The organism is Bradyrhizobium sp. USDA 4510, assembly GCF_054059095.1.
This window is the reverse complement of the sequence record NZ_JBSSBT010000001.1, coordinates 6,323,480-6,343,568: the sequence shown is the minus strand read 5'-3', so window position 1 is coordinate 6,343,568 and position 20,089 is coordinate 6,323,480. Positions and strand designations below refer to the sequence as shown.

12 protein-coding genes and 3 pseudogenes are annotated in these 20,089 nt (G+C 64.9%); 5 read left to right on the top strand and 10 right to left on the bottom strand.

Translation table 11 applies throughout. The features are described from left to right. Window positions 1-5 precede the first annotated feature (5 nt). The 4 genes and pseudogenes from ACVMDN_RS29550 to ACVMDN_RS29535 all read right to left on the bottom strand — a co-directional run. Window positions 6-824 carry a helix-turn-helix transcriptional regulator gene (locus ACVMDN_RS29550; RefSeq protein ID WP_016847806.1) on the bottom strand — a complete coding sequence of 273 codons (819 nt, stop codon included), beginning with the start codon at window positions 822-824 and terminating at the stop codon, window positions 6-8. 136 nt (window positions 825-960) lie between these two features. After that, window positions 961-2,211: an ABC transporter substrate-binding protein gene (locus ACVMDN_RS29545; RefSeq protein WP_028333311.1), complete on the bottom strand. Its 1,251-nt coding sequence runs from the start codon at window positions 2,209-2,211 to the stop codon at window positions 961-963. A 125-nt stretch (window positions 2,212-2,336) separates the two neighbouring features. Then, window positions 2,337-2,528: a hypothetical protein gene (locus ACVMDN_RS29540; protein ID WP_141343034.1), complete on the bottom strand. Its 192-nt coding sequence runs from the start codon at window positions 2,526-2,528 to the stop codon at window positions 2,337-2,339. A gap of 39 nt (window positions 2,529-2,567) precedes the next feature. Further along, window positions 2,568-3,170 (bottom strand): annotated as a pseudogene (locus ACVMDN_RS29535) (transposase); the annotation flags it as partial. Window positions 3,171-3,361: 191 nt separating this feature from the next. On the opposite strand from ACVMDN_RS29535, the gene ACVMDN_RS29530 reads away from it, so the two are divergent. Together ACVMDN_RS29530 and ACVMDN_RS29525 are read left to right on the top strand one after the other, a co-directional pair. Then, window positions 3,362-5,383, top strand: coding sequence for an autotransporter assembly complex protein TamA (locus ACVMDN_RS29530; protein WP_456827975.1), 2,022 nt, complete (start codon window positions 3,362-3,364; stop codon window positions 5,381-5,383). Then, complete coding sequence (locus ACVMDN_RS29525) at window positions 5,383-9,732, top strand: translocation/assembly module TamB domain-containing protein (RefSeq protein WP_141340724.1); 4,350 nt, start codon at window positions 5,383-5,385, stop codon at window positions 9,730-9,732. Before ACVMDN_RS29530 ends, ACVMDN_RS29525 begins: the two co-directional genes overlap by 1 nt. A 19-nt stretch (window positions 9,733-9,751) precedes the next feature. Here the strand turns inward: ACVMDN_RS29525 and ACVMDN_RS29520 are convergent. Further along, window positions 9,752-10,432, bottom strand: a pseudogene (locus ACVMDN_RS29520) (SDR family oxidoreductase); the annotation flags it as partial. On the opposite strand from ACVMDN_RS29520, the pseudogene ACVMDN_RS29515 reads away from it, so the two are divergent. The 3 genes and pseudogenes from ACVMDN_RS29515 to ACVMDN_RS29505 all read left to right on the top strand — a co-directional run. Beyond that, a pseudogene (locus tag ACVMDN_RS29515) lies at window positions 10,424-10,864 on the top strand (LysR substrate-binding domain-containing protein); the annotation flags it as partial. The pseudogenes ACVMDN_RS29520 and ACVMDN_RS29515 sit on opposite strands and share 9 nt — an antisense overlap. 62 nt (window positions 10,865-10,926) lie before the next feature. Further along, a complete protein-coding gene (locus ACVMDN_RS29510) occupies window positions 10,927-11,547 on the top strand; it encodes a hypothetical protein (protein ID WP_076826023.1) in 621 nt (206 codons plus the stop codon). Between the two features lie 198 nt (window positions 11,548-11,745). Further along, window positions 11,746-12,519: an SDR family NAD(P)-dependent oxidoreductase gene (locus ACVMDN_RS29505; RefSeq protein WP_076826024.1), complete on the top strand. Its 774-nt coding sequence runs from the start codon at window positions 11,746-11,748 to the stop codon at window positions 12,517-12,519. Between the two features lie 119 nt (window positions 12,520-12,638). On the opposite strand, the gene ACVMDN_RS29500 is transcribed toward ACVMDN_RS29505, so the two are convergent. The 5 genes from ACVMDN_RS29500 to ACVMDN_RS29480 form a co-directional block, all read right to left on the bottom strand. Further along, the gene (locus ACVMDN_RS29500; RefSeq protein ID WP_283812363.1) at window positions 12,639-15,125 is read right to left on the bottom strand and encodes a TonB-dependent receptor; all 2,487 of its coding nucleotides are present in this window, start codon (window positions 15,123-15,125) and stop codon (window positions 12,639-12,641) included. Between the two features lie 325 nt (window positions 15,126-15,450). Next, a complete protein-coding gene (locus tag ACVMDN_RS29495) occupies window positions 15,451-16,125 on the bottom strand; it encodes an RraA family protein (RefSeq protein ID WP_456834801.1) in 675 nt (224 codons plus the stop codon). Between the two features lie 191 nt (window positions 16,126-16,316). Further along, entirely contained in the window at window positions 16,317-17,342 is a 1,026-nt protein-coding gene (locus tag ACVMDN_RS29490) for an amidohydrolase family protein (RefSeq protein WP_141340727.1), read from the bottom strand. 22 nt (window positions 17,343-17,364) lie between these two features. Further along, entirely contained in the window at window positions 17,365-18,693 is a 1,329-nt protein-coding gene (locus ACVMDN_RS29485) for an MFS transporter (protein ID WP_141340728.1), read from the bottom strand. A 29-nt stretch (window positions 18,694-18,722) separates the two neighbouring features. Beyond that, entirely contained in the window at window positions 18,723-20,054 is a 1,332-nt protein-coding gene (locus ACVMDN_RS29480; protein WP_141340729.1) for an MFS transporter, read from the bottom strand. Between the last annotated feature and the right edge of the window lie 35 nt (window positions 20,055-20,089).

Here is a 20,089-nt window from a genome sequence, read left to right as displayed (position 1 = left end):
CTCCTTCACGGCCGCAACACCTTGGCGGCGCGGCGATAGTCGGTCGGGGCCATGCCGACATTGGCGGCGAAGAAGCGGGTGAAGCCGCTCTGCGAGGAGAAGCCGAGGTCGAAGCCGATATCGGCGATCGGCGTCTCGGTCGCCACCAGCGCATCGAGCGCCTGCTCCATGATCAGCGTGTTCATGTAGAGGTGAGGGGTGACGCCGGTCTGGGTGCGGAACAGCCGGTAGAAATGCGGCCGCGACAGCCCGGCCTCGCGCGCGATCGCATCGAGCTCGATCTCGGCGCCGGGGCTTTCCGACATCAGCTTGATCGATTTGCGCACCCTGAAATCGGTCACCGCGGCCGCCGCGCGCGCATCCTGCGCGGCCTGCCAGCTCTCCTCGTAGCAGGAGTCGATCAGCTGCCGGAGTTCGCAATCGAGGCTGCGCAGCGACGGCGCGCCGCACACTAGTGCTGCGGTGCGGCGGATCAGCCGGTCGAGCGCTTCGGTGCGCGGAAAGAAGGTGCGGCCGAACCGCAGGCCCTGTGCCGTCGCGGGCTGTGGCGCGAACCATTCGGCGTTGACATAAAGCACGAAGAAGATCGCGCCGTGGTCCATGTCGGTCGGCAGAAAGTTGTGCGGTTCCCACGGGTTGACCGCGACGACGGTGTCGTCCTTGAGCAGCAGCCGCTGCTCCGAGACGTCGATCTGCGCCGGCGTTCCGCCGACATGAAAGATCAGATGCCCCTCGCGGTGCGCATGCACGTTGAAGGGACGGTTCAACTGATAGACCGTCGCGCGACCGAACCGGCCGTGGAAGACGGCAAGCGCCCTGCTCATGCCTCCCCTCCCGCGGGATGTTCTTGTCTTTTCGACAAGGGTTCATCATCCGCCCGCGGAAAGCAAGGGCGAGCAGGGCTCTTGATGCAACCGCGCACCATGCCGCGGCCGTTCAGCCTGCACTGCAACAAATACGTCAGTACTTCTTGCACTCCGGGACCGTGCGGCTCGGCAGGCCGATCTTGGCGAACACCGCCGGATCGTAGCCCAGCGTCTGGTTGACGTTCGGGATCACCTTGACGACCTTGCTGAACAGCGCGCCCTTGCCGTCATCGACCACCTCGGTGACGAAATTGGTGCCGATCGCCTGGCGGTTGGAGTCGAGCTTGATCTTGCCGTTCGGCGCGTCGATCTCGATCTTCGCCAGCGCGTCCTTGAGCTTGGCCTGGTTGTTGGAGAGATCGCCATTGACCTGGCGCAGCGCCAGGATCAACGCCATCGTCGAGCCGTAATAGTTGGTCGCGAGCAGCGAAGGGCTCGGGAAGCGTTTGGCCGGCGGGAAGGCATCCTGATAAGCCTTGACGAATTTCTGCCAGCCCGGATCCTCCCAGGTATCGGCCTGGCCGCTGGCGGCGATGGTGCCGATCAGAGCGTTCTTGGCGTTGCCCTTCGACGACAGGATGGTCTGGTCGATCATGATCGAGCCGCCCATCAGATGCGCCTTGCCGCCGGCCTGCTGATACTGGTTGAGGAAGTTGACGGCATCGGCGCCGCCGAGGCCGAGATAGATCGCGTCGACGTCGTCAGGCAGCGCGGCGATCACGGAGGCAAAGTCCTTGGTGCCGAGCGGCACCCATTGTCGGTTGGTGACCTGGCCGCCGGCGCCGCAGAACTCGAGCACCAGGCCAAATACCTGGGTGTAGATGAAGGAGTAGTCCTCGCCGACGGTCGCGATCTTGCGATAGCCCTTGGTCTCATAGGCGTATTTGCCGAGGCCGACCTGCCACTGCGCGCCGTCCATGTTGTAGCGGAAGAAGTTCGGCGCCGGATCGACATAGGTCGTTTCCTGCGCGCCGGAGGCGGCGTTGACGAAGGTCAGCTCCGGATGGGTCTTGGCGAAGTTCTTGACCGCGATGCCTTCGTCGCCGGACAGCGGCGACAGCAGGATTTGCACCTTGTCCTGCTCGATCAGCTTGCGCACCGCGCGCACCGCGGAGTCGGGCGTCGCGTCGGTCGAGGCGACGACGAATTCGAGCTCCTTGTCGCCGATCTTCTTGCCGAGCACGTTGAGCGCCGTCTGGAAGCCGCGCATGCCGTCCTCGCCGAGCACCGTGTAGGTGCCCTCGAGCGTCGCGGTGACGCCGACCTTGATCTTCTCCTGAGCGAACGCCGTGCCCGAAAGCAACAGGCTGCTCAACGCAATCAGTCCCAAACTGCCTTTCAACATCGCGCTCCTCCCTCTGCGTTGTCGCCGGCGTCCACTTGGCGTGCGAAGGCTGATGGGCGTCCGGTTGTTGCCGGCAAAGCTAGCCGAAGGCGGGCGCGGCGCGGATGTCGTCGGCGCCAATTGGCTTAACGGGCAGTCTCATTTTGATTGTTGCGCCGCAGCGCGGCTCGCGGCGCAATGCCGCGGAGCGTGTTCGGTGTCATCACCGCGCATGCGAGTGATCCAGTATTCGAGAGACGGTCCTGCTTGAGCCGAGAGGTCACGGTGCACTGGATGCTCGCACGCGCGGGCATGACACCGAAGAGAATGCCGTCCATGCTCTCTCCGCACGTCGTCCCGGCGAAAGCCGGCAACTGTTACGTTGGTTTGGTCTGCAGGTACGGCTTTCGGTCTCGCATCATGGCATTGAGGACCGTCAACAGCTTCCTGGCGACGGCGATAAGGGCGAGTTTGGCTGGTTTTCCGGCCTGTCGCAGTCGTGCATAGAAGGCCTTGAACGGATCAGCCCTGCGAATTGCGTTGAGGGCCGCCATATAAAGGGCGTCACGAACGCGCTTTCGGCCGCCCGCAATTTTGCGCTTGCCGCGGAAGGCGCCGCTGTCGACGTTGAAGGGAGCAAGGCCAGCAAGCGCTGCGAGTTGTTTCGGTCCGACCCGCCCGAGTTCCGGCATCTGGGCGATGAGCTGCATGCAGGCCACCGGACCCACGCCGGGCAGCGAACGCATTAACTTCGCATCGTCCGCGATCTCCGCTTCGGCTTTAATCAAGGCGCCGATGTCGGCCTCGATCTCGGCGATCTCGCTGTCGAGGACCTCGATGAGGCGGCCAATGCGTTCGGCCATTGCACGATCGTCGGCCTCGCTGCGCCGGTTCTTCTCCTGGGCGCGCATGAGGTACCAGCTGATGACGCGTGTGGCGGATTGTCCGCAAGATGCGGTTGCCGGAACCGATGGTGGCGCGCATCGGAGAGTCGATAACTGCGACGAACGTCGAAGTTCCCTTGCGTTTGCCCAACATTGTCCATCATGAGTCTATCAACTTCGCGTGTGGTGCCTGTTGAATGCGGAGACAGGGGATCGCCGGAACCTGAGGTGCAGAGACTCGGGTCGCGTCAACAGGCAGGCGGAGCGGAACAATCAAGCAAATCGTGGTGCGACGATGCCTGCCGCCTTTGCCGGGGCGGGCAGGGCGGAGGTATTTCATCGCTGCAGCGCGGCGCGTTCTGCGTTCGGCGTGCGTCGCTGTCGTCGGTTGCTCGCTGTGCGAGCAGGCTCACGCGCTCGACTTCTTTGGCCTGTTCGGTTCCGACGATCCGCCGCCGGTCAGCGCCACGACGCTGTCCTATCGGCTGGAGATCGAAGCCAAGGCGCCGGAGGGCAAGAACGATAGCGACGCCGAACAGGCATTGCGCGATGCCGCCGGCACCTATCGCCTTCGACAGGAACCGCCGCCGGACGGGGAAGGTCTCGCGCGCCGGCTGCAGGCGGATACCAATCCGCTGCTCGATGCCCTTTGGGGGCTTGGCCGCTACAACGCCCAGATCGATGTGACGATAGATGGAGTTCCAATCTCCCTCGACGAGATCGGGCTTGCCGCGGCCGCGCGCCGGGCCGACAGCTTTCGCAATCGGACCGTTGTGCCCGTCAAGGTCATCGCGCGACTTGGTCCGTTGTTCAAGCTGCGTGCCGTTGATGTAGACTATCCGCGCGACCAAGCGCCGCAGGGATTGCCGCGCCGCGCGTTTGCGCTGAAGTCCGGCGATCCCGCGATCTCTGCCGACCTGCGCGCCGCGCAGGTGAAGCTCGTCGACTGGTTCCGCAGCAACGGACATCCGCTCGCGAAGGTCGCCGACGTCAAGGCCACCGTCGATCATGGCGCCGCCGCGATGGACCTTCGGCTGCGGGTCGAAGCGGGCCCCAAGGCCGGCATCGGCGCCGTGACGATCTCGGGCGGAGACGTCGATCCGAGAGTAGTGGCCACGCACGTCTACCTGAGGGAAGGCGAGCCTTATTCGCCAGAGCGGCTCGCCTTGGCGAAAACCTCGATCGCAAAGATCCCGGCCATCGGGGGAATTCGCGTCCGCGAGGCGGACCAGCTCGATGAGAATGGCAATCTGCCGGTCTTCATCGATTTGACGGAAAGGCCCAGGCACGCGGTGGGCCTCTCGGCGAAATATTCCACCGTCGATGGTCCCGGCATTGCTGGCTACTACGAGGATCGGAACATATTCGGCGGCGGCGAGCGCCTGAGGCTCGAAGCGTCCGCCTCGCTTTTGCAACGGATCGACGGCACGTCCTTCACCGGCTTCAATAGTCTGAGCGGCTCGGATTTCGGCGCACGCTTTACCGGCACCTTCATCAAGCCGGGCTTGTTCGGTACGGCCAACGATCTACTGATCGAGGCCACTGCGTTCCGCGAGCGCGTCGGCAACAACGACCTCGGCGGTTACACTGACGACACGGTGCGCGGCACATTCGGCGTGATCCATCGCTTTTCGGAGGCGGCTTCGCTGCAGGCCGGTCTCCAGGTCGAGCAATCGAAATCGCAGGACGTGCTGGGGCGGGTCGATGCGACATTGATCGGCTTCACGGCGACCGGCCGCTACGACACGACAGACAATCCGCTCGACCCCACGCGCGGTGTGCGCCTCTCGGCGACCGTCAATGCCTATCCGAAGCTGATGGGTTCCACGATCGATCTGTTCGAAGCGCGGGTTGCGGGCTCGGCCTATTATGCGCTCGACGAGCAGGCCGACTACGTGCTGGCGGGTCGGTTGGCCGCAGGCTCGCTTGCGGGCGCGCCGCTCGACCAGATTCCGGACGCACATCGCTTCTTCGCTGGCGGCGGCGGATCCGTACGCGGTTACGGCTTCAACACCATTTCGCCGATGATGTTCGGTCAAATCACCGGTGGTCGCAGCCTGATCGAGGGCTCCGCCGAGGTGCGGGTCAGGATCACTCCCACCATCGGCCTCGTGCCATTCTTCGACTTTGGCACCGCCTCCCGATCGTCCCTGCCAGGCTTCGACGACTATGTGGGCTACGGCGCGGGACTTGGGTTGCGCTATCTCACGCCGGTCGGCCCGATCCGCCTTGACGTTGCGACACCGCTGAACCCTCGCCCCGGCGACAGCCGTTACGCGATCTATGTCAGCATTGGGCAAGCCTTCTGATGCGCATCCGACGGCTGTTCATTATCGGTTCCGCCGTCGCGGCCTTGGGTCTCATCGCTGCCGCGGTGCTTGGTGTCGTTGTCTACGGAATGGTGGGCGGGAGCGGCGAGAACCAGCAGGATGTGCTGGCCAGTCTCGTCTCGCGGACGCTCTCGACGCCGGCGACCCAGGTCCATGTCGGCGCCGTCGATGGTGTGCTGTCCTCGGATGCAACGGTCCGCGACGTTAGCATCACCGACAAGGACGGTGTCTGGCTGACGCTCGACAAGGCGCGCCTCGTCTGGCGACGCAGCGCATTGTTGCTGGGGCGGCTGGAAATCGACCGTCTCGAGATCGGCACACTTGAGATCAGGCGAAAGCCGCTTCCGTCCGACCAGCCTGCCGCCGAGTCCGATCAGCCGATGCTGCCTGACCTTCCGGTGAAGGTGCAGGTGAAGGCTTTCGACCTGCGGGCCCTGACGCTGGGACAGTCGATTCTGGGTGAAGCTTTGAGTGTCGCGGCGACCGGCAATACCGAGTTCGGCTCGCCCTCGGAAGGGCTCGTCTTCAACCTCGATGCCACCCGCAAGGATTTTCCGGGCCACTTCAAGGCCGCTCTCGCCTACGTTCCGCAGGGAAATGCGCTTACCCTCGACGTCACGCTCGACGAGCCAGCCCACGGACTCATGTCGAAGCTCGGCCATCTGCCGGGCGAGCCGCCCGTCACATTCGCACTGGGAGGCAAGGGCACGCTCGACAGCTTTCGCGGTGCCCTGAAGTTGCAGGCCGGCCCCACGATCGATGCGACCGGCACGATTGCGCTTGACCGAAACGGCGCGGCCCGAGTGCTCGCAACGCGCCTTGCCAGTCACCTCGAACCGTTGTTGCCGGCGATCGCCGCGCCGGTCTTCGCGGGCGAAACCCATCTCGACAGTACGACGCATTTTGGTGACGACGGCAGCGTCGCCCTGGACGGGCTGACGCTGACGAGCCGTCTCGCACGGCTCGACGCGAAAGGTCTGCTCCGAGCTGACAAGGTCGTGGATTTTGCGGCTTCGATCCGCGCCTTGCCAAGCAACGGCGACGTGACCGAGACTGACCAAGGCTCGATCCGCAGCCTCGTCTTCGACAGCCGCGTCAACGGCCCAATCAAGGCTCCTACAGCATCGGTCAAGCTCGCGCTGTCGGGTGCTCATCTGCCGGACGGAGACGTCGAGACGCTTGATGCTTCGATCACGGCCGTTCCTCGTGCCGAGGCCAGCGATCCCGCAACGCGTATCATCCTTGACGCGAACCTGCGCGCTTCCGGCATCGCGCCACGCGACGCGAGTTTGGCGGCCGCGATCGGCAACACCGCGTCGCTCGTGCTCCATGGCGATACGGACCTGGGCGGCCGCGCCAGGATCGAGCGTCTCGAGGTCGGCACATCAACGGTTCAGGCCACCTATACAGGCGATGTCAGCGCCGATCGCCTGAATGGCCGGGCAACCGGAACCGTGCCCGACCTCGGCGCCTTTGCCGACCTTGCCGGGTTGAAGCTCAAGGGTTCGGTGGCGTTCGGCCTCGATCTCGACACGGATTTACAGCGTGGCAGCTTCGATATCAGAATGTCAGGTGCCGGCGAGAAGCTTGCGACGGGACTTGCGGCGCTCGATGGGCTCGCGGGGGCGCGGCTCGCACTGGCAGCCGACATCTCTGCTGACGGACGCGACACTTACACGGTCCGCGACGCGTCGATCGATGGTGCCCATGTTGCGGTTCGCGCCAAAGGAACAGTGACGCGCGACTCGAGCGACCTGTCGGCGCGTGTGGACCTGCCGGATCTCTCGGCGGCCGATGCTCGCCTCACCGGTGCGGGAGCTCTCGACGTCGGCCTGACAGGCGGGCTCGCGCATCCCGGGGTTTCGTTCGTGGCCTCGGTGGATCGTGCCACCGCGATGCGGCGTCCGATTCCGCATCTCGGGCTCGCCGCGACGGTCAACGACATCAATGGAGTCTGTGCTGTCGAGGCCGAGCTCGACGGCTCCGTCGACGGCAAGCCAGCGCGCGGGATTGTTCAGTTGAGTCGTCGATCGTCGGAGCCCGACGATCGCGCAGCTCCCGCCCTTGCCGGATGGCACGCAAAGACCGTCGACATCGCGATCGGATCGGTATCCCTGAAGGGGGCAGCAACGATCGACGCCCAGAGATTCGCCAGCGGGCAGATTCGCTTCGCAGCCGGGGCGCTCGCCGATCTCTCGCCGCTTGCGCTTACAGAGCTCGCCGGTTCGGCCTCACTCGACCTTGCCGCTTCGGCCGATGGCGGCCAACAGTCGATCCGGCTTGCCGGCAAGGGCGCGGGAATCCGTGCCGCGGGTGCGGCCGTCCGCAGTTTCGATCTGCGCGCCGATGGCGCCGATCTCTACAGCCATCCGGTGCTCAATGCTGATGCGCAGGTCAATGGTGCCGAGTTCGGCGGTCAGACAGTCTCAAACGTCACGCTGGCGGCCGCGGGCAATGCCGATGCGAGCACGATCGGCCTGTCCGCCAAGGCTGCCGGATTCGATCTCGATGCCGTGGGTGCACTGACCACCAGGGAGCGGGTGCGGTTCGATCTCAACCGCTTCACCGCGCGCCGTGGCGCCAAAGCGATTGCGCTGCAGGGCCCCGCGGGCTTCACGCTCGACGATGGCACGGTGCTGATCGAGCATCTGGCGCTCGGGATTGGACGCGGCCGCTTCACGGTGGACGGCAAGGCCGGCCAGGTGCTCGACCTTAAGGCCATGGCCAGCGCGATCCCGCTCGGCGAGGCCGATGTCGCGATACCCGGTCTGGGCCTGAGCGGGACCCTCGACGCGTCAGCGGCCATTGCGGGCTCCATGAGCGCGCCGACCGGCCAGTACAAAGTCGCGGTCAAGCAGCTCACCGCGCCGCAGACCAGACGCGCCGGTCTGCCGCCGATCGACGTTGCCGCGGACGGACGGCTCGATGGCAGCCGCGCGAGCCTGAACACCACAATTGCCGCGGGAAGAGCCGGTGCGATCGCGGCGTCGGGCACGGTGCCGCTCGACGCCACGGGTCCGATCGTGCTGACCGCGAAGGGCCGCCTCGATGCCGCCGTCGCCAATGCCGCGCTTTCCGCCTCCGGCCGTACCGTGTCCGGCAGCGTTACGCTCGATGCCCGTGTCGGCGGCACGCGTACCAGGCCACAGATCGGCGGTGTCGCCACCATGAGCGGAGGTACCTTCCGTGACAGCATGCTCGGTACGCGCCTTGATGCCGTCGAGGCGAAAATCACCGCCGAAGGAGAGCGCATCGTCGTGGAGCGCCTGACCGCGGTGACGCCCAACGGCGGTACGTTGTCCGGCTCCGGCGAGGTAAGGGTCGCCCCGGATGCAGGTTTTCCAGGCACGATCTCGATTCGCGGTCAGCAGGCGACGCTTGCTTCCAGCGCGCTGGCGACCGCGCAGGCCAATCTCGCTATCGACGTCACAGGCGCTCTGGCGCGCGATCCGCGGATCGTCGGTCGCGTCGACTTGACTCGCGTCAACGTCGATATTCCGGATCGCCTGCCGTCGACGCTGAAGCCGATCGACGGCATCAACCATGTGAACGCCTCGGGGCAGGCCGCTGCACGGCTCGCAGCTGCGCGCAAGGCCGAGACGCCGAAAGGCAACAAGAAGCGTCCGGCGCTCTTCAACGCCGCGCTCGACGTGACAGTTTCGGCGCCGAACCACGTCTTCATCCATGGCCGCGGGGTAACCGCAGAACTCGGCGGCTCCGTTCATGTCGGCGGCACGAGCAACGCGCCGGTTCCGAAGGGGGCTTTCTCGCTCTATCAGGGCAAGCTGGTGGTGCTCGGAAAGACGCTGACCTTCACCAAGGGCAATCTCTCCTTCAATGGCGATCTCGCGCCCGAGCTCGATTTCGCGGCAGAGATACAGGCCTCTGACATCACCGCGCAGGTCGGAATCTCGGGCCCGGCGGCCGCGCCGGTCTTCGCCTTCCATTCGCAGCCCGAGTTGCCGCAGGACGAGATCCTGTCGCGCATTCTCTTTCAGAAGGGTTCGGGCAGCCTGACGACCTCGCAGGCCGTGCAGCTCGCCGGGGCCGCCGCTCAGTTCGCAAGCGGTGGCGAGGGAACGGTGGACCGCATGCGCCGCTCGCTCGGGGTCGACAATCTGGACGTGGGCGCCGGGGCGGGCGGTCCGATGGTCGGCGCCTCGCGCGCGATCGGCGACAGGCTGAGCGTGGGCGTGCGGACGGGCGCGAGCGCCAGCCAGTCAGGAGTGTCGGCCAATGTCGACGTGACGCGCCATATCCGCGTCGAGTCGGATGTCGATGCGAAGGGCTCGACATCCGTCGGAGTCGGCACGCGATTCGAATGGTAAGGGCGACCGAGATCGCGCCTCACTTCGTGGTGTAGCCGCCGTTGACCAGGATGGTCTGGCCGGTCATCCACCAGCCGTCCGACACCAGCAGGCGGATCCACGGCACGATGTCCTTGATGTCGGTGAGCCCGGTCCTGGAGAAGCCCGACAGCGCCGCCGCCGATTTGTGATAGGCGACCGCGTCCGCGCCTTCGGCCGGATAGAAGAACGGCGTGTCCATCGGTCCGGGTCCGATCGCGGTGACCGAGATGCCGCGCGCGCCGAGCTCTTTCGATGCCGCGCGGGTGAAATGCTCGACCGGCGCCTTGGTCCCGGCATAGGCCGCATAGAACGGCGTGTAGGCGCCGAGCAGCGACGTCACCAGCGTGCAGATCTTGCCGTTGTCGTTGACGTGGCGGCCGGCCTCCTTGAGGAAGAAGAACGCGAACTTGGCGTTGACCGCGCTCATCGCGTCATATTCGGCTTCCGAGATCTCGATCATCGGTTTCTTCAACACCTTGCCGACGGTGTTAATCGCGATGTCGGGGCGGCCGATCGCGGCGACCGCCTCGGCGAACAGTTTTTCCATCGCGCCCGATGTCGTGAGGTTGGCCTGGAAGGCGACCGCCTTGCTGCCTGCGGCCTGCAGCGCCGCCACCGTCGCGTCGGCATCGGCCTTGGTGGCCGCGCTGTTGTAGTGGATCGCGATCGCAGCGATTCCGGTCTGATCGCAGCCGCTCGGCGATCTGACGCTGATGAATGTCGCAGGCCCCGGATATCTCGCACGCCGCGAACGCCCGACGATCTCGGCGCGCATTGGGCGGTCAACTACGCCTCGCCCTCCACCGGCCGCATCGAGGAGTGGGAGTGGAGCGAGCAGGGCGCAACGCGCACGATCGCGATGCGTGGCCGCGTCACCGTCAACAGCGCCGAGGCTTATATCGCCTGCTGCCTCGCCGGCCAGATTCCCGCGGACGACGTGAAGCGGCATATCGACGCCGCAGAGCTCGTTGAACTGATGCCGCGGCACCGCGCCGAGCCGATGCCGATGACCTTGCTCTATCCGCACCGTCAGCACCTGTCGCGGAGGCTGCCGGTATTTGCCGACTGGCTGACGGTTTTGCTGAAGCAGAAGCTGCTCGCGGCGGGGTAGGGCGCAGGCTGGTGTTCCCGGTCGGTGGGACGTATAATCCCTGTACTCGTGACGGTAATCTGATGACCACTTTGGTAAGCAAACTCGGCCCCGCAATCGCAGTGTTGGCGCTGTGCCTGAGCGGCCAGCAGGCCAGTGCCCAGGCCGGCCCGGTGCGCTACTGGACGCCGGGCTCGCTGTTCGGCTTCGGCGGCAGCCTTGCCGACGGCCAGAAGGCGGATACTTACGGAAACTTTCCGAGCTTTGACGCCGCCGGCGCGCAAGGCGGCGATTTCTCATACCTGAACGGCCGGCCCGACGGCTGGTTCGCCGGCAGCGAAGGCGGTCGCGTCGGCTGGAACGCACTCGGCCAATCAGCGGCGTTCGGCTCGCTGGAATATCAGGGCGCGCAGTTCGGATACAATTTCAGGGGCGTCGGTAATACGCCCGTGACCTTCTTCGCCGGCTTCGACACCCTGAAATACAATCCGCCCGGTGCCGGCGGACCGCTGGCGCCGTTCAGCGGCAATCCGGGTGTCAACGCCGGCTATTCGGCGCGCGCGGGACTCGAGTTCCGGCCGACTTCGAATCTCAGCCTGTCCTTCGGCGCGAGCTTCACCCAGCAAGGGGCGGAGCGGATGGACAGCGACATCCATTCGCAGCTGCTGCCCGGCCAGTCTCCGGTCCTGTTCGGCGGCCGCTAAGGCGCGATCAGATTAGGCTGAATCGTCATCGCGCTTTAGCTCTTTGTTTGAGCATGATCTTTTCGGAAAACCGCTTCGCACTTTTTCCGGATCAAGCTTTAGCGGGTCAGCGCAAGACGGCAGCGCTGCGGTCCTGATTCAACCAAAACTTCAGAACCCAAGAAGGCTCGAGCTCACGGGCACAGTCAGGATCGAAACATGGACATGCAGGGCAAGATCGCACTCGTCACCGCCGCGGGATCCGGCGCGGGCCGCGCCGGGGCACGCATCCTCGCGCGCGAGGGCGCGGCGGTCGCGGTGGTCGACCAGAACGAGGCCGGCGCGAAGGCGGTGGTCGACGAGATCAAAAAGGGCGGCGGACGCGCGCTGGCGCTGACCGGCGATCTGCGCGACGACGGCTTTGCGCGCGACATCGTCACGGCAACCGTGAAGGAATTTGGAGCGCTCGACTGCGTGTGGAATCACCTCGGCATTCCCGGTCCGTCCGTGATCGACGATCTGGAAGGCTGGGATCTCAGCGTCGATCTCAACCTGCGCTCGCAGCTGATCACCACCAACGCGGCGCTCGGCCAGATGACCGCGCGGCGCCAGGGCAGCATCCTGTTCACTGCATCGACCTCGGGCCTGGTCGGCTCGCCGTGGAGTCCGACCTATTCGGCGGCCAAGGCCGGCGTGATCGGGCTGGCGCGCGCGCTCGCCAAGCGCCACGCCAAGGACGGCGTCCGCGTCAACGCGATCTGCCCCGGTGCGATCGACACGCCGATGCTGCGGGTGTTCGTCAACCGGCCGGACCAGCCGGGCCACAACGAGGCCGATCCAGAGGAGCTGATCAAGGCCGCGGTCACCCGCAATCCGATGGGCCGCGCCGCGCGTCCCGAGGAGATCGCGGAGGTCGCGGTGTTCCTGCTGTCGGACAAGGCGTCGTTCGTCACCGGCATCGCGATGCCGGTCGACGGCGGGACGGTGGCGTAGCGTCTTCCAGGAATTGCCCTAAAGCATGATCCGGAAAAGTGCGAAGCGGTTTTCCGAAAAGATCATGCTCAGACAAAGAGCTAAAGCGCGATGACGATTCAACCTAATCTCATCGCGCTTTAGAACTTCGCCCTGATGCCGGCATAGGCGGCGAGCGGCATGCCGGGCACGAAGGTGCGCGGATCGGTCAGCTGCGCCATCAAATTGGGCGCGGCTCCGGCGCTGGCAAAGCCGCCAGTCTCGTAGAACGCGCCGCCGAGATAATAATGCTGGTTGAAGACGTTGTTGATCAGGCCGAACACCTCGATATTCGGCGTGATCCTGTAGGAGGTGTGCAGGTTCACGACCGCGTAGGCCGGGACCTTCTGGCTCTGGTTGGTGTCGTCGCCGATCAGCCACTGGCTGCCGACCACGTTGATGTCGGCGCCGACCTTCCATGCGTCGGTGGCGAGGTACTCGACACCTGCCTTGAAGCGGTGCGCCGGAATGCCCGGGATATGGTCGCCCGGCTTGACGTTGATGAACCGGACGTCATCGTTGTTCGGATCGGTCAGGGCGTTCGGGTTGTCGGGAGCCGGCAACGTGTTTGCGCTTCGATAGGTCGCATCGATGAAGGTGTAGTTGGCATAGGCGTTCCAGCGATTGACGCGGTAGTCGAGCTTGGCTTCGATACCCTGCCGCAGGGTCTGTCCCGCATTCTGGAAATAGCCGAAATTGCCTGTGCCGATGGGGCTCTGCACCCGGATGATGTCGTCGTCGGACAGAGTGTGGAACGCGCCGACGCCCCAGCTCAGCATGCCGGTCCTGGCGTCGTTGCCCCAGGTGCCGCGGAAGCCGGCCTCGATGGTGTGCGACACCACCTGCTTGAGCGGCGGATCGGACACCAGGAAGGAATCGATGACGCAGGGGCGGGCCGGATCGGAGCAGCCGAGCTCGAGCGGCGTCGGCGCGCGGTTGGCCTCTGAATAGCCGGCATAGAAGGTGAGGTTCGGCGTGATCTTGTAGGTGCCGCCGATCACCGGGTTGAGGCGCTGGAATCGGTTGCTGCTGTTGAGCTGGTCATTTGTCCCGGTCTGGTCCTGCAGATCGATCTGGGCATAGTTGAATCGTCCACCAGCAGTGACCGAGAACCTGTTCGTCACGTCGAAGGTATCGGTGAGATAGACGCCGGTGTAGGTGTTGGTGGCGCGCAAGTCGACCGGGGCGAGACCGGCATCGGGCTGGTTGATGAAGATGCCGGTGCCGGTCACGAACAGGTTGTTCGGATCGATGGTTCCGAGCTCGCTGGTCGCCGTGAATTTCGTGTTGCCGTGGTCGACGCTGACGCCCATCACGACGTGGCTGTCGTGTCCGAACAGCTTGTCCGAGTTGGTCAGCTGGGCTGTGCCGCCGAAGCTGTTGGTCGCGGCCCGGTTGCGGTCGACTTCGCCAAGGAAGGCGTTGCCCAGCGTGTTCGGAACCGAGGGACCTCCCGCCGGACCGAAAATCGGCAGGTCGTCGCCGATGCACAAACTGTCTCCCCCGTCGCAGGCATGCACGTCGGTGCCGTTGCCGTCGACATGGGTCTGCCGGAAGCCGCGGAAATAGGCATTGCCCTGGAAGGACCAGGTATCCGAGAAATTATGGTTCAGCGTGGCGTTGACGAAGGCGAGCTGAAGCAGCGTCGTCTGCGGCCAGGTGTAGACGCTCGACCAGCGCTGATTGAGCATCTGCACCGGCGTTGCCGCAACGTTGCCGAGCAGGTTGCTGGCGCCGGTGAAATTGACGTGAAATTCGGTGTCGTCGTTGCGTGCGCCAACATCCACATACATGCGGTTGATGTGCGACGAATTGGCGTAGTCGCGCCAGCCGCGATCATACGCGGATTCGAACGCAGCGTAGGCGGAGATGTTGTCCCTCTGGCCGCCGGCCTGCACGCTGCCCTGCACGCGCCCGTAAGAGCCGCCGAACAGTTCAGCCTCGGAGCCCTGATAGGTGAAGCCGTTCTTCATCTGGATGCTCAGCGCACCGCCGATCGCGTTGAGGCCGAACACCGGATTGTTGGGAAACAATGCGACGCTGTCGATGGCCTTTTCCGGGATGAAGTCCCAGTTGACCACGTCGCCCCAGGATTCGTTGATGCGCACGCCGTTCTGATAGACCGCGATGCCCTGCGGCGTGCCCTGGACCGGCGAGGCGGTAAAGCCGCGGTAGTCGAGGTTGCGCTGGAACGGATTGCCGGTCTGGTCGCCGAGCGTGACGCCGGGCAGCTTGCGGTTCACAGCATCGAGGAAGTTGGTCGAGTAGTTGTGGCTGAAATCCTGCGTCGTCATCACCGCGGTGTTGGACGGGACCTTGTCGCGATCAATCAGGGTGGAGTCGCGGTCGGAGGGGCCAGGTGCAGCGGTGCCGACATCGGGTCCCGCTGCCGGAGCAACAGGTCCGGTTCGGGTTCGCGCGGTTCGCGTGGTCCGAACCACCGGCCGTGCCGTCGGCCTTGCGCTGCGGGTGCCGGCCAGAGGTGTGGGCGCAATCACGTTGACGGGCGGCAGTTCAGTGGGGACCGGATCGGCCGTCTGAGCATGCAGGACAGTCGATGGCAGTGCAGAGCCAATAACAGCCAGCACGGCCGCAGCGCCTCGCGTATAGACCGAAGAAGACAAAGACCGTGTTGCCGCACGCAACAACGCAGCAGCCATGACGCCCACCCCCAAGCCGCGGTTCGGCTTGATCCCCGACGAACCTTGGCTCGGAGACTGCGGGAACGCCCTTGCTTTGGCAAACAAGATCAATCCCGGGGGACCGGGATTCTTTTCCATCTGGAATCGGGAAAAATTCCCGATTTTGATGGACGGGCACACGCACACGATACGGGCGGGATGATTCCGGCCGACTTGGCGCAAATTGGTGCCCAAAAGGCGGGCATCGCCACCTTTGGGACCGCCGATCGTCTCAGTCCTTGAACTCGCAGCCGAGGCGCTGCAGGGCCTCGTCGACCCAGCGGCGGTCGCTGGTGCCGCCGAGGATTTGCTGGATCGCCTTTTCCTCGGTCGCCTTCTTGGCCTCGGTCAGCTTGCAGATCGCCTCGGCGTCGTCATAGGGCACGCAGAGCACGCCGTCGTCGTCGGCCACGACGAGATCGCCGGGCTCGACGATCATGCCATCGATCGAGACGGCGCAGTTGATCTCGCCCGGGCCGTCCTTGTAGGGTCCGCGATGGGCGACGCCGGCGGCAAACACCGGGAATGATCCGGCGCGGATCGCGCCGGCATCGCGGATCGAGCCGTCGATCACGAAGCCCGCGACGCCCTTCTTCTCGGCCAAGGTCGACATGATCTCGCCGATGATGGCGTTGACCAGCACGCCGCCGGCATCGACCACGATGACGTCGCCGGGCTGGGCCAGGTCGATCGCCTTGTGGACCATCAGATTGTCGCCTGGCCGGGTCTTGACCGTCAGCGCCGGGCCGCCGAGCCAGCCGCCGGCATGCATCGGCTGCAGCCGGTTGGTGCCCGCGATCCGCGACATCGAATCGCTGATATTGGCGACCGGCAGGGTGCGGTAGCGCGCGACGAGATCGGGCGACACTTTCCGCTTCGCCTTGTGAATAGCAAATCCTATGGCCATCGGTTTTCTCCGGTATGTTGGGCGTGATTGTACGTTTGCAATCGGGACGATGGAAATATCTTGCTTGTAGGACCATCACCGTCATTGCGAGCGAAGCGAAGCAATCCATGCTTCCGCAGATGCTGAGCGATGGATTGCTTCGTCGCTGACGCTCCTCGCAATGACGGGGCCGGAAACATCGATCGCTTCGTTCAATGCGCGCGGCGTTCGAGATGGGCGTTGAGGCGAGGATAGACGCGGCGGGCGTTGCCTTCAAAGATCTTGGCCTTGTCCGCCGCGCTCAGCGGCAGCGCGTCGATATAGCGGCGGGTGTCGTCGAAGTGATGACCCGTTTCAGGATCGATGCCGCGGACCGCGCCGACCATTTCGGACGCAAACAGGATGTTCTCGACAGGGATTACCCTGGTCAACAGCTCGATGCCGAGCAAGTGATAGACGCAGGTGTCGAAGAACACGTTCTTCAAGAGATGCTCCGACAGCGGCGGCAGCTTCATGTCCTGCGCGAGGCCACGGTAGCGGCCCCAGTGGTAGGGCACCGCGCCGCCGCCATGCGGGATGATGAACCGCAGGGTCGGGAAGCGCTTGAACAGATCCGAAGTCAGGAACTGCATGAAGGCGGTGGTGTCGCCGTTGAGGTAATGCGCGCCGGTGCCGTGGAAGCAGGGATTGCAGGACGAGGAGACATGGACCATCGCCGGCACGTCGAGCTCGACCATCTTCTCATACAGCGGATACCACCATTCGTCGGTCAGCGGCGGATCGCACCAATAGCCGCCGGCGGGATCGGGGTTGAGGTTGCAGCCGACGAAGCCGAGCTGGGTCACGCAGCGCTCCAACTCCTCGATGCAGTTGGCAGGCTTGATGCCCGGGCTCTGCGGCAGCTGGCACACGGGGACGAAGTTCTGCGGGAACAGCGTGCAGACCCGGTGCACGAGGTCGTTGCAGATCGTGGTCCATTCGCGGCTGGTCGCTTCCTTGCCGACGTGATGTGCCATGCCGGCGGCGCGCGGCGAGAAGATGGTGACGTCGGTGCCGCGCTCCCTTTGCAGGCGAAGCTGCGCGCCCTCGACGCTGGAGCGGATCTCGTCATCGGTGATGCCGAGATTGGTGGTGAGCGGCCGGCGCGACTTGTCGGCGAGGCCGGCGAGCTGCTTGTCGCGGAAGATCTGCAGCTTGGCCGGCTCGGTGGTGTAATGGCCGTGACAATCGATGATCATGGTTGCTTCCTTGGCAGGGGTGTCAGTGTGCGACGGATGACGGGATCGCGCCCGTCAATTCCGTCTCGCGCGGCTTGACGCGCATGGTGGCGGCGATGGCGGAGGCGACGAGCAGGAAGCCGGCGATGCCGACCAATGCCCAGGAGAAGCTTCCGGTGGAGTCCTTGATCAGGCCGATGCACCACGGCCCGATCAGGCCGCCGAACTGCGCCAGCGTGTTGACCAGCGCGATCGAGGCGGCGCCGGCCGCGCCGGTCAGCAGCGAGGCATTGATGCTCCAGAACAGCGGGTTGCCGGCATTGAGGCTGAAGCCGACGATGCACAGGAACACGAAGGCCAGCACCGGGCTCGCGACATAGGCGCTGCCGAGCATCGCGACGGCGGCGAGCAGATAGACCGCCGCGAGATGAAACTTGCGATCGCCGGTCTTGTCCGAGCTGCGGCTGACCACGATGGTGCCGATGACGCCGAGCAGCGGCGGGATCGCCGAGAGGAAGCCGACCTGGATGTTGCTGAGATTGCCCATGCCCTTGATGATCTGCGGCAGCCACAGCAAGAGGCCGTAGATCCCGACCAATGCGCAGCCGAACAGCGCCGCCAGCAGCCAGACCCGGATATCGAGCACGCATTCGATCAACCTGTGCTGCCCCTGTTGTTCGATCTCGGCCCGCTCGGCGGCGAGTTCGCCCTCCAGCCAGGCCGCCTGTTCCTTGGTGAGCCAGCTCGCCTTGGCCGGGCGGTCGGTGAGATAATAGAGCGTGAACAGGCCGAGCAGAATGGTCGGCACGCCCTCGGCGAGGAACATCCATTGCCAGCCGTGGAGACCGGCAGTGCCATCGAACGAGGTCATGATGCTGGTCGAGATCGGCCCGCCCAAAACCGCCGAGAACGAGCCGGCGATGATGTATCCCGCCACCGCGCGGGCGCGATAGCGCGCCGGGAACCAGTAGGTGAGGTAAAGCACCACGCCGGGCATGAAGCCGGCTTCCGCGACGCCGAGGCCGAACCGCATGACGTAGAGGCTGAGCGGATTCCAGACAAAGGCGGTCAGCGCGGCGACGAGGCCCCAGGTGATCAGGATGCGCGCCAGCCAGATCCGGGCGCCGAGCCAGTGCAGCATCAGGTTGCTCGGCACCTCGAGCACCATGTAGCCGAGGAAGAAGATGCTGGCCGCGAAGCCGAAGATCGCGGGGCTGAGGCCGAGGTCCTTGTTCATCGTCAGCCCGGCATAGCCGAGATTGATACGGTCCAGATAGTTGAAGAACATCATCACGAACAGGATCGGGATCAGCCGCCAATAGACGCGGCGGATGGTCTGTTGTTCGAGCTCAGTGACGGACGCTCCGGCCATTGCAATCCTCCCGTTCATTGTAATGGCGTTCATTGGGTCGCGACGCCATTTCGGATGTTGTTAGGGTGTCCAGTCTCTCGTTCGTGCGGCAGCCGTTCGGCGTCGTCCGAAGCTGCGCCTGCTGTCATCGTTCTGAGGTCGATGCCCTGCTGCTCGGGCAGCAGCAATGCCGCGCAGAACGCGGCGGTGTAGCCGCAGATGGCGCAGATCGCCATTGCGTCGCCGAGATGCATCCGCGTCGAGAGAATGCCGACGGTCGCCGGCACGATCGAGCCGAGGCCACGCCCTGCGCTGAGCGCGAATCCGGCGCCGTTGGCGCGGATGCTGGTTGGAAACAGCTCGGCAAAGGTCGGCATCAGGCCGGAGGCGAGGCCTGCCTGCAGCGCGCCGAGAAAGAATCCGAGGATGACCGTGATGCCCTGTCCGATCGGCGCTTGGGTGTACACGACGACGTTCAGTGCCTGGCAGACCAGGAACAGCATGAAACCCTTGCGGCGGCCGATGCGGTCGGTGATCAGGCCGAAGGCGATCGGTCCGACGAATGATCCGAAGATGTTGACGGCGAGATAGCCGGCGGTGTGCGTGACCGGTAGATGCAGCCCGGTTTGCAGATAGGTCGGCAGCCAGGTGATCATCACATAGGCCGCGCCAAGCGTGCCGGTCGTGAAGAAGGTCGCGACCAGCGTCTTGAACAGATGCTCGCCGGTGAAGATGGTCCAGAAGCTATGCGCCGGCGAGGCGGCGCGCTGTGCCTTCTCCTCGACGAAGATCGCGGATTCCGGCACGAAGCGGCGGACGAAGAAGACCAGCAGCGCGGGGAGGATTCCGATCGCGAAGAACACGCGCCAGGCCATGTCCTGCGACAGCCAGCCGAAGATGACGGGAAACAGCGCCACCGACAGCGCATTGCCGACGGCGTATCCGCTCTGGATCGCGGCGGCGACGCGGCCGCGCATGCCGGCCGAAACCACTTCGGCGACCAGCACGGCACCGACCGCGGCCTCGCCGCCATAGCCCATGCCCTGGATGGCGCGCGCGACCAAGAGATACCAGAAGCCGTCGGCAAAGGCGGCGGCAAAGGTCGAGACCGCGACCAGGAGGATGGTGAATTGCAGCACGCGCACCCGGCCGAACCGGTCCGCGGCAATTCCGGCGACCCAGCCGCCCAGGGCGGTGCCGATCAACGAGCTGGAAGCCAGAATGCCGGCGTCAGGCCGCGACAGGCTCAGCGTTGCGATCAGCGCCGGCGTGACCAGCGCGTAGATTGTCGTGTCCATCGAATCGAGTGCAAGGCCGCCGAAGGCGGCGAAGAAGGTCTTGCGTTCGACGGTGGACAGCTTGGACAGCCACCCCAGATTCATGTTCGTTTCCTCTTGATGTCGCGGCCTCTTGGTGG

Excerpts from the sequence above, each read along its gene's own strand:
- ACVMDN_RS29505 (WP_076826024.1), top strand. The coding sequence starts at position 11,746 with ATGGACATGCAGGGCAAGATCGCACTCGTCACCGCCGCGGGATCCGGC.
- ACVMDN_RS29490 (WP_141340727.1), bottom strand. The coding sequence starts at position 17,342 with ATGATCATCGATTGTCACGGCCATTACACCACCGAGCCGGCCAAGCTG.
- ACVMDN_RS29550 (WP_016847806.1), bottom strand. The coding sequence starts at position 824 with ATGAGCAGGGCGCTTGCCGTCTTCCACGGCCGGTTCGGTCGCGCGACG.
- ACVMDN_RS29510 (WP_076826023.1), top strand. The coding sequence starts at position 10,927 with ATGACCACTTTGGTAAGCAAACTCGGCCCCGCAATCGCAGTGTTGGCG.
- ACVMDN_RS29525 (WP_141340724.1), top strand. The coding sequence starts at position 5,383 with ATGCGCATCCGACGGCTGTTCATTATCGGTTCCGCCGTCGCGGCCTTG.
- ACVMDN_RS29545 (WP_028333311.1), bottom strand. The coding sequence starts at position 2,211 with ATGTTGAAAGGCAGTTTGGGACTGATTGCGTTGAGCAGCCTGTTGCTT.
- ACVMDN_RS29480 (WP_141340729.1), bottom strand. The coding sequence starts at position 20,054 with ATGAATCTGGGGTGGCTGTCCAAGCTGTCCACCGTCGAACGCAAGACC.
- ACVMDN_RS29495 (WP_456834801.1), bottom strand. The coding sequence starts at position 16,125 with ATGGCCATAGGATTTGCTATTCACAAGGCGAAGCGGAAAGTGTCGCCC.
- ACVMDN_RS29540 (WP_141343034.1), bottom strand. The coding sequence starts at position 2,528 with ATGGACGGCATTCTCTTCGGTGTCATGCCCGCGCGTGCGAGCATCCAG.
- ACVMDN_RS29485 (WP_141340728.1), bottom strand. The coding sequence starts at position 18,693 with ATGGCCGGAGCGTCCGTCACTGAGCTCGAACAACAGACCATCCGCCGC.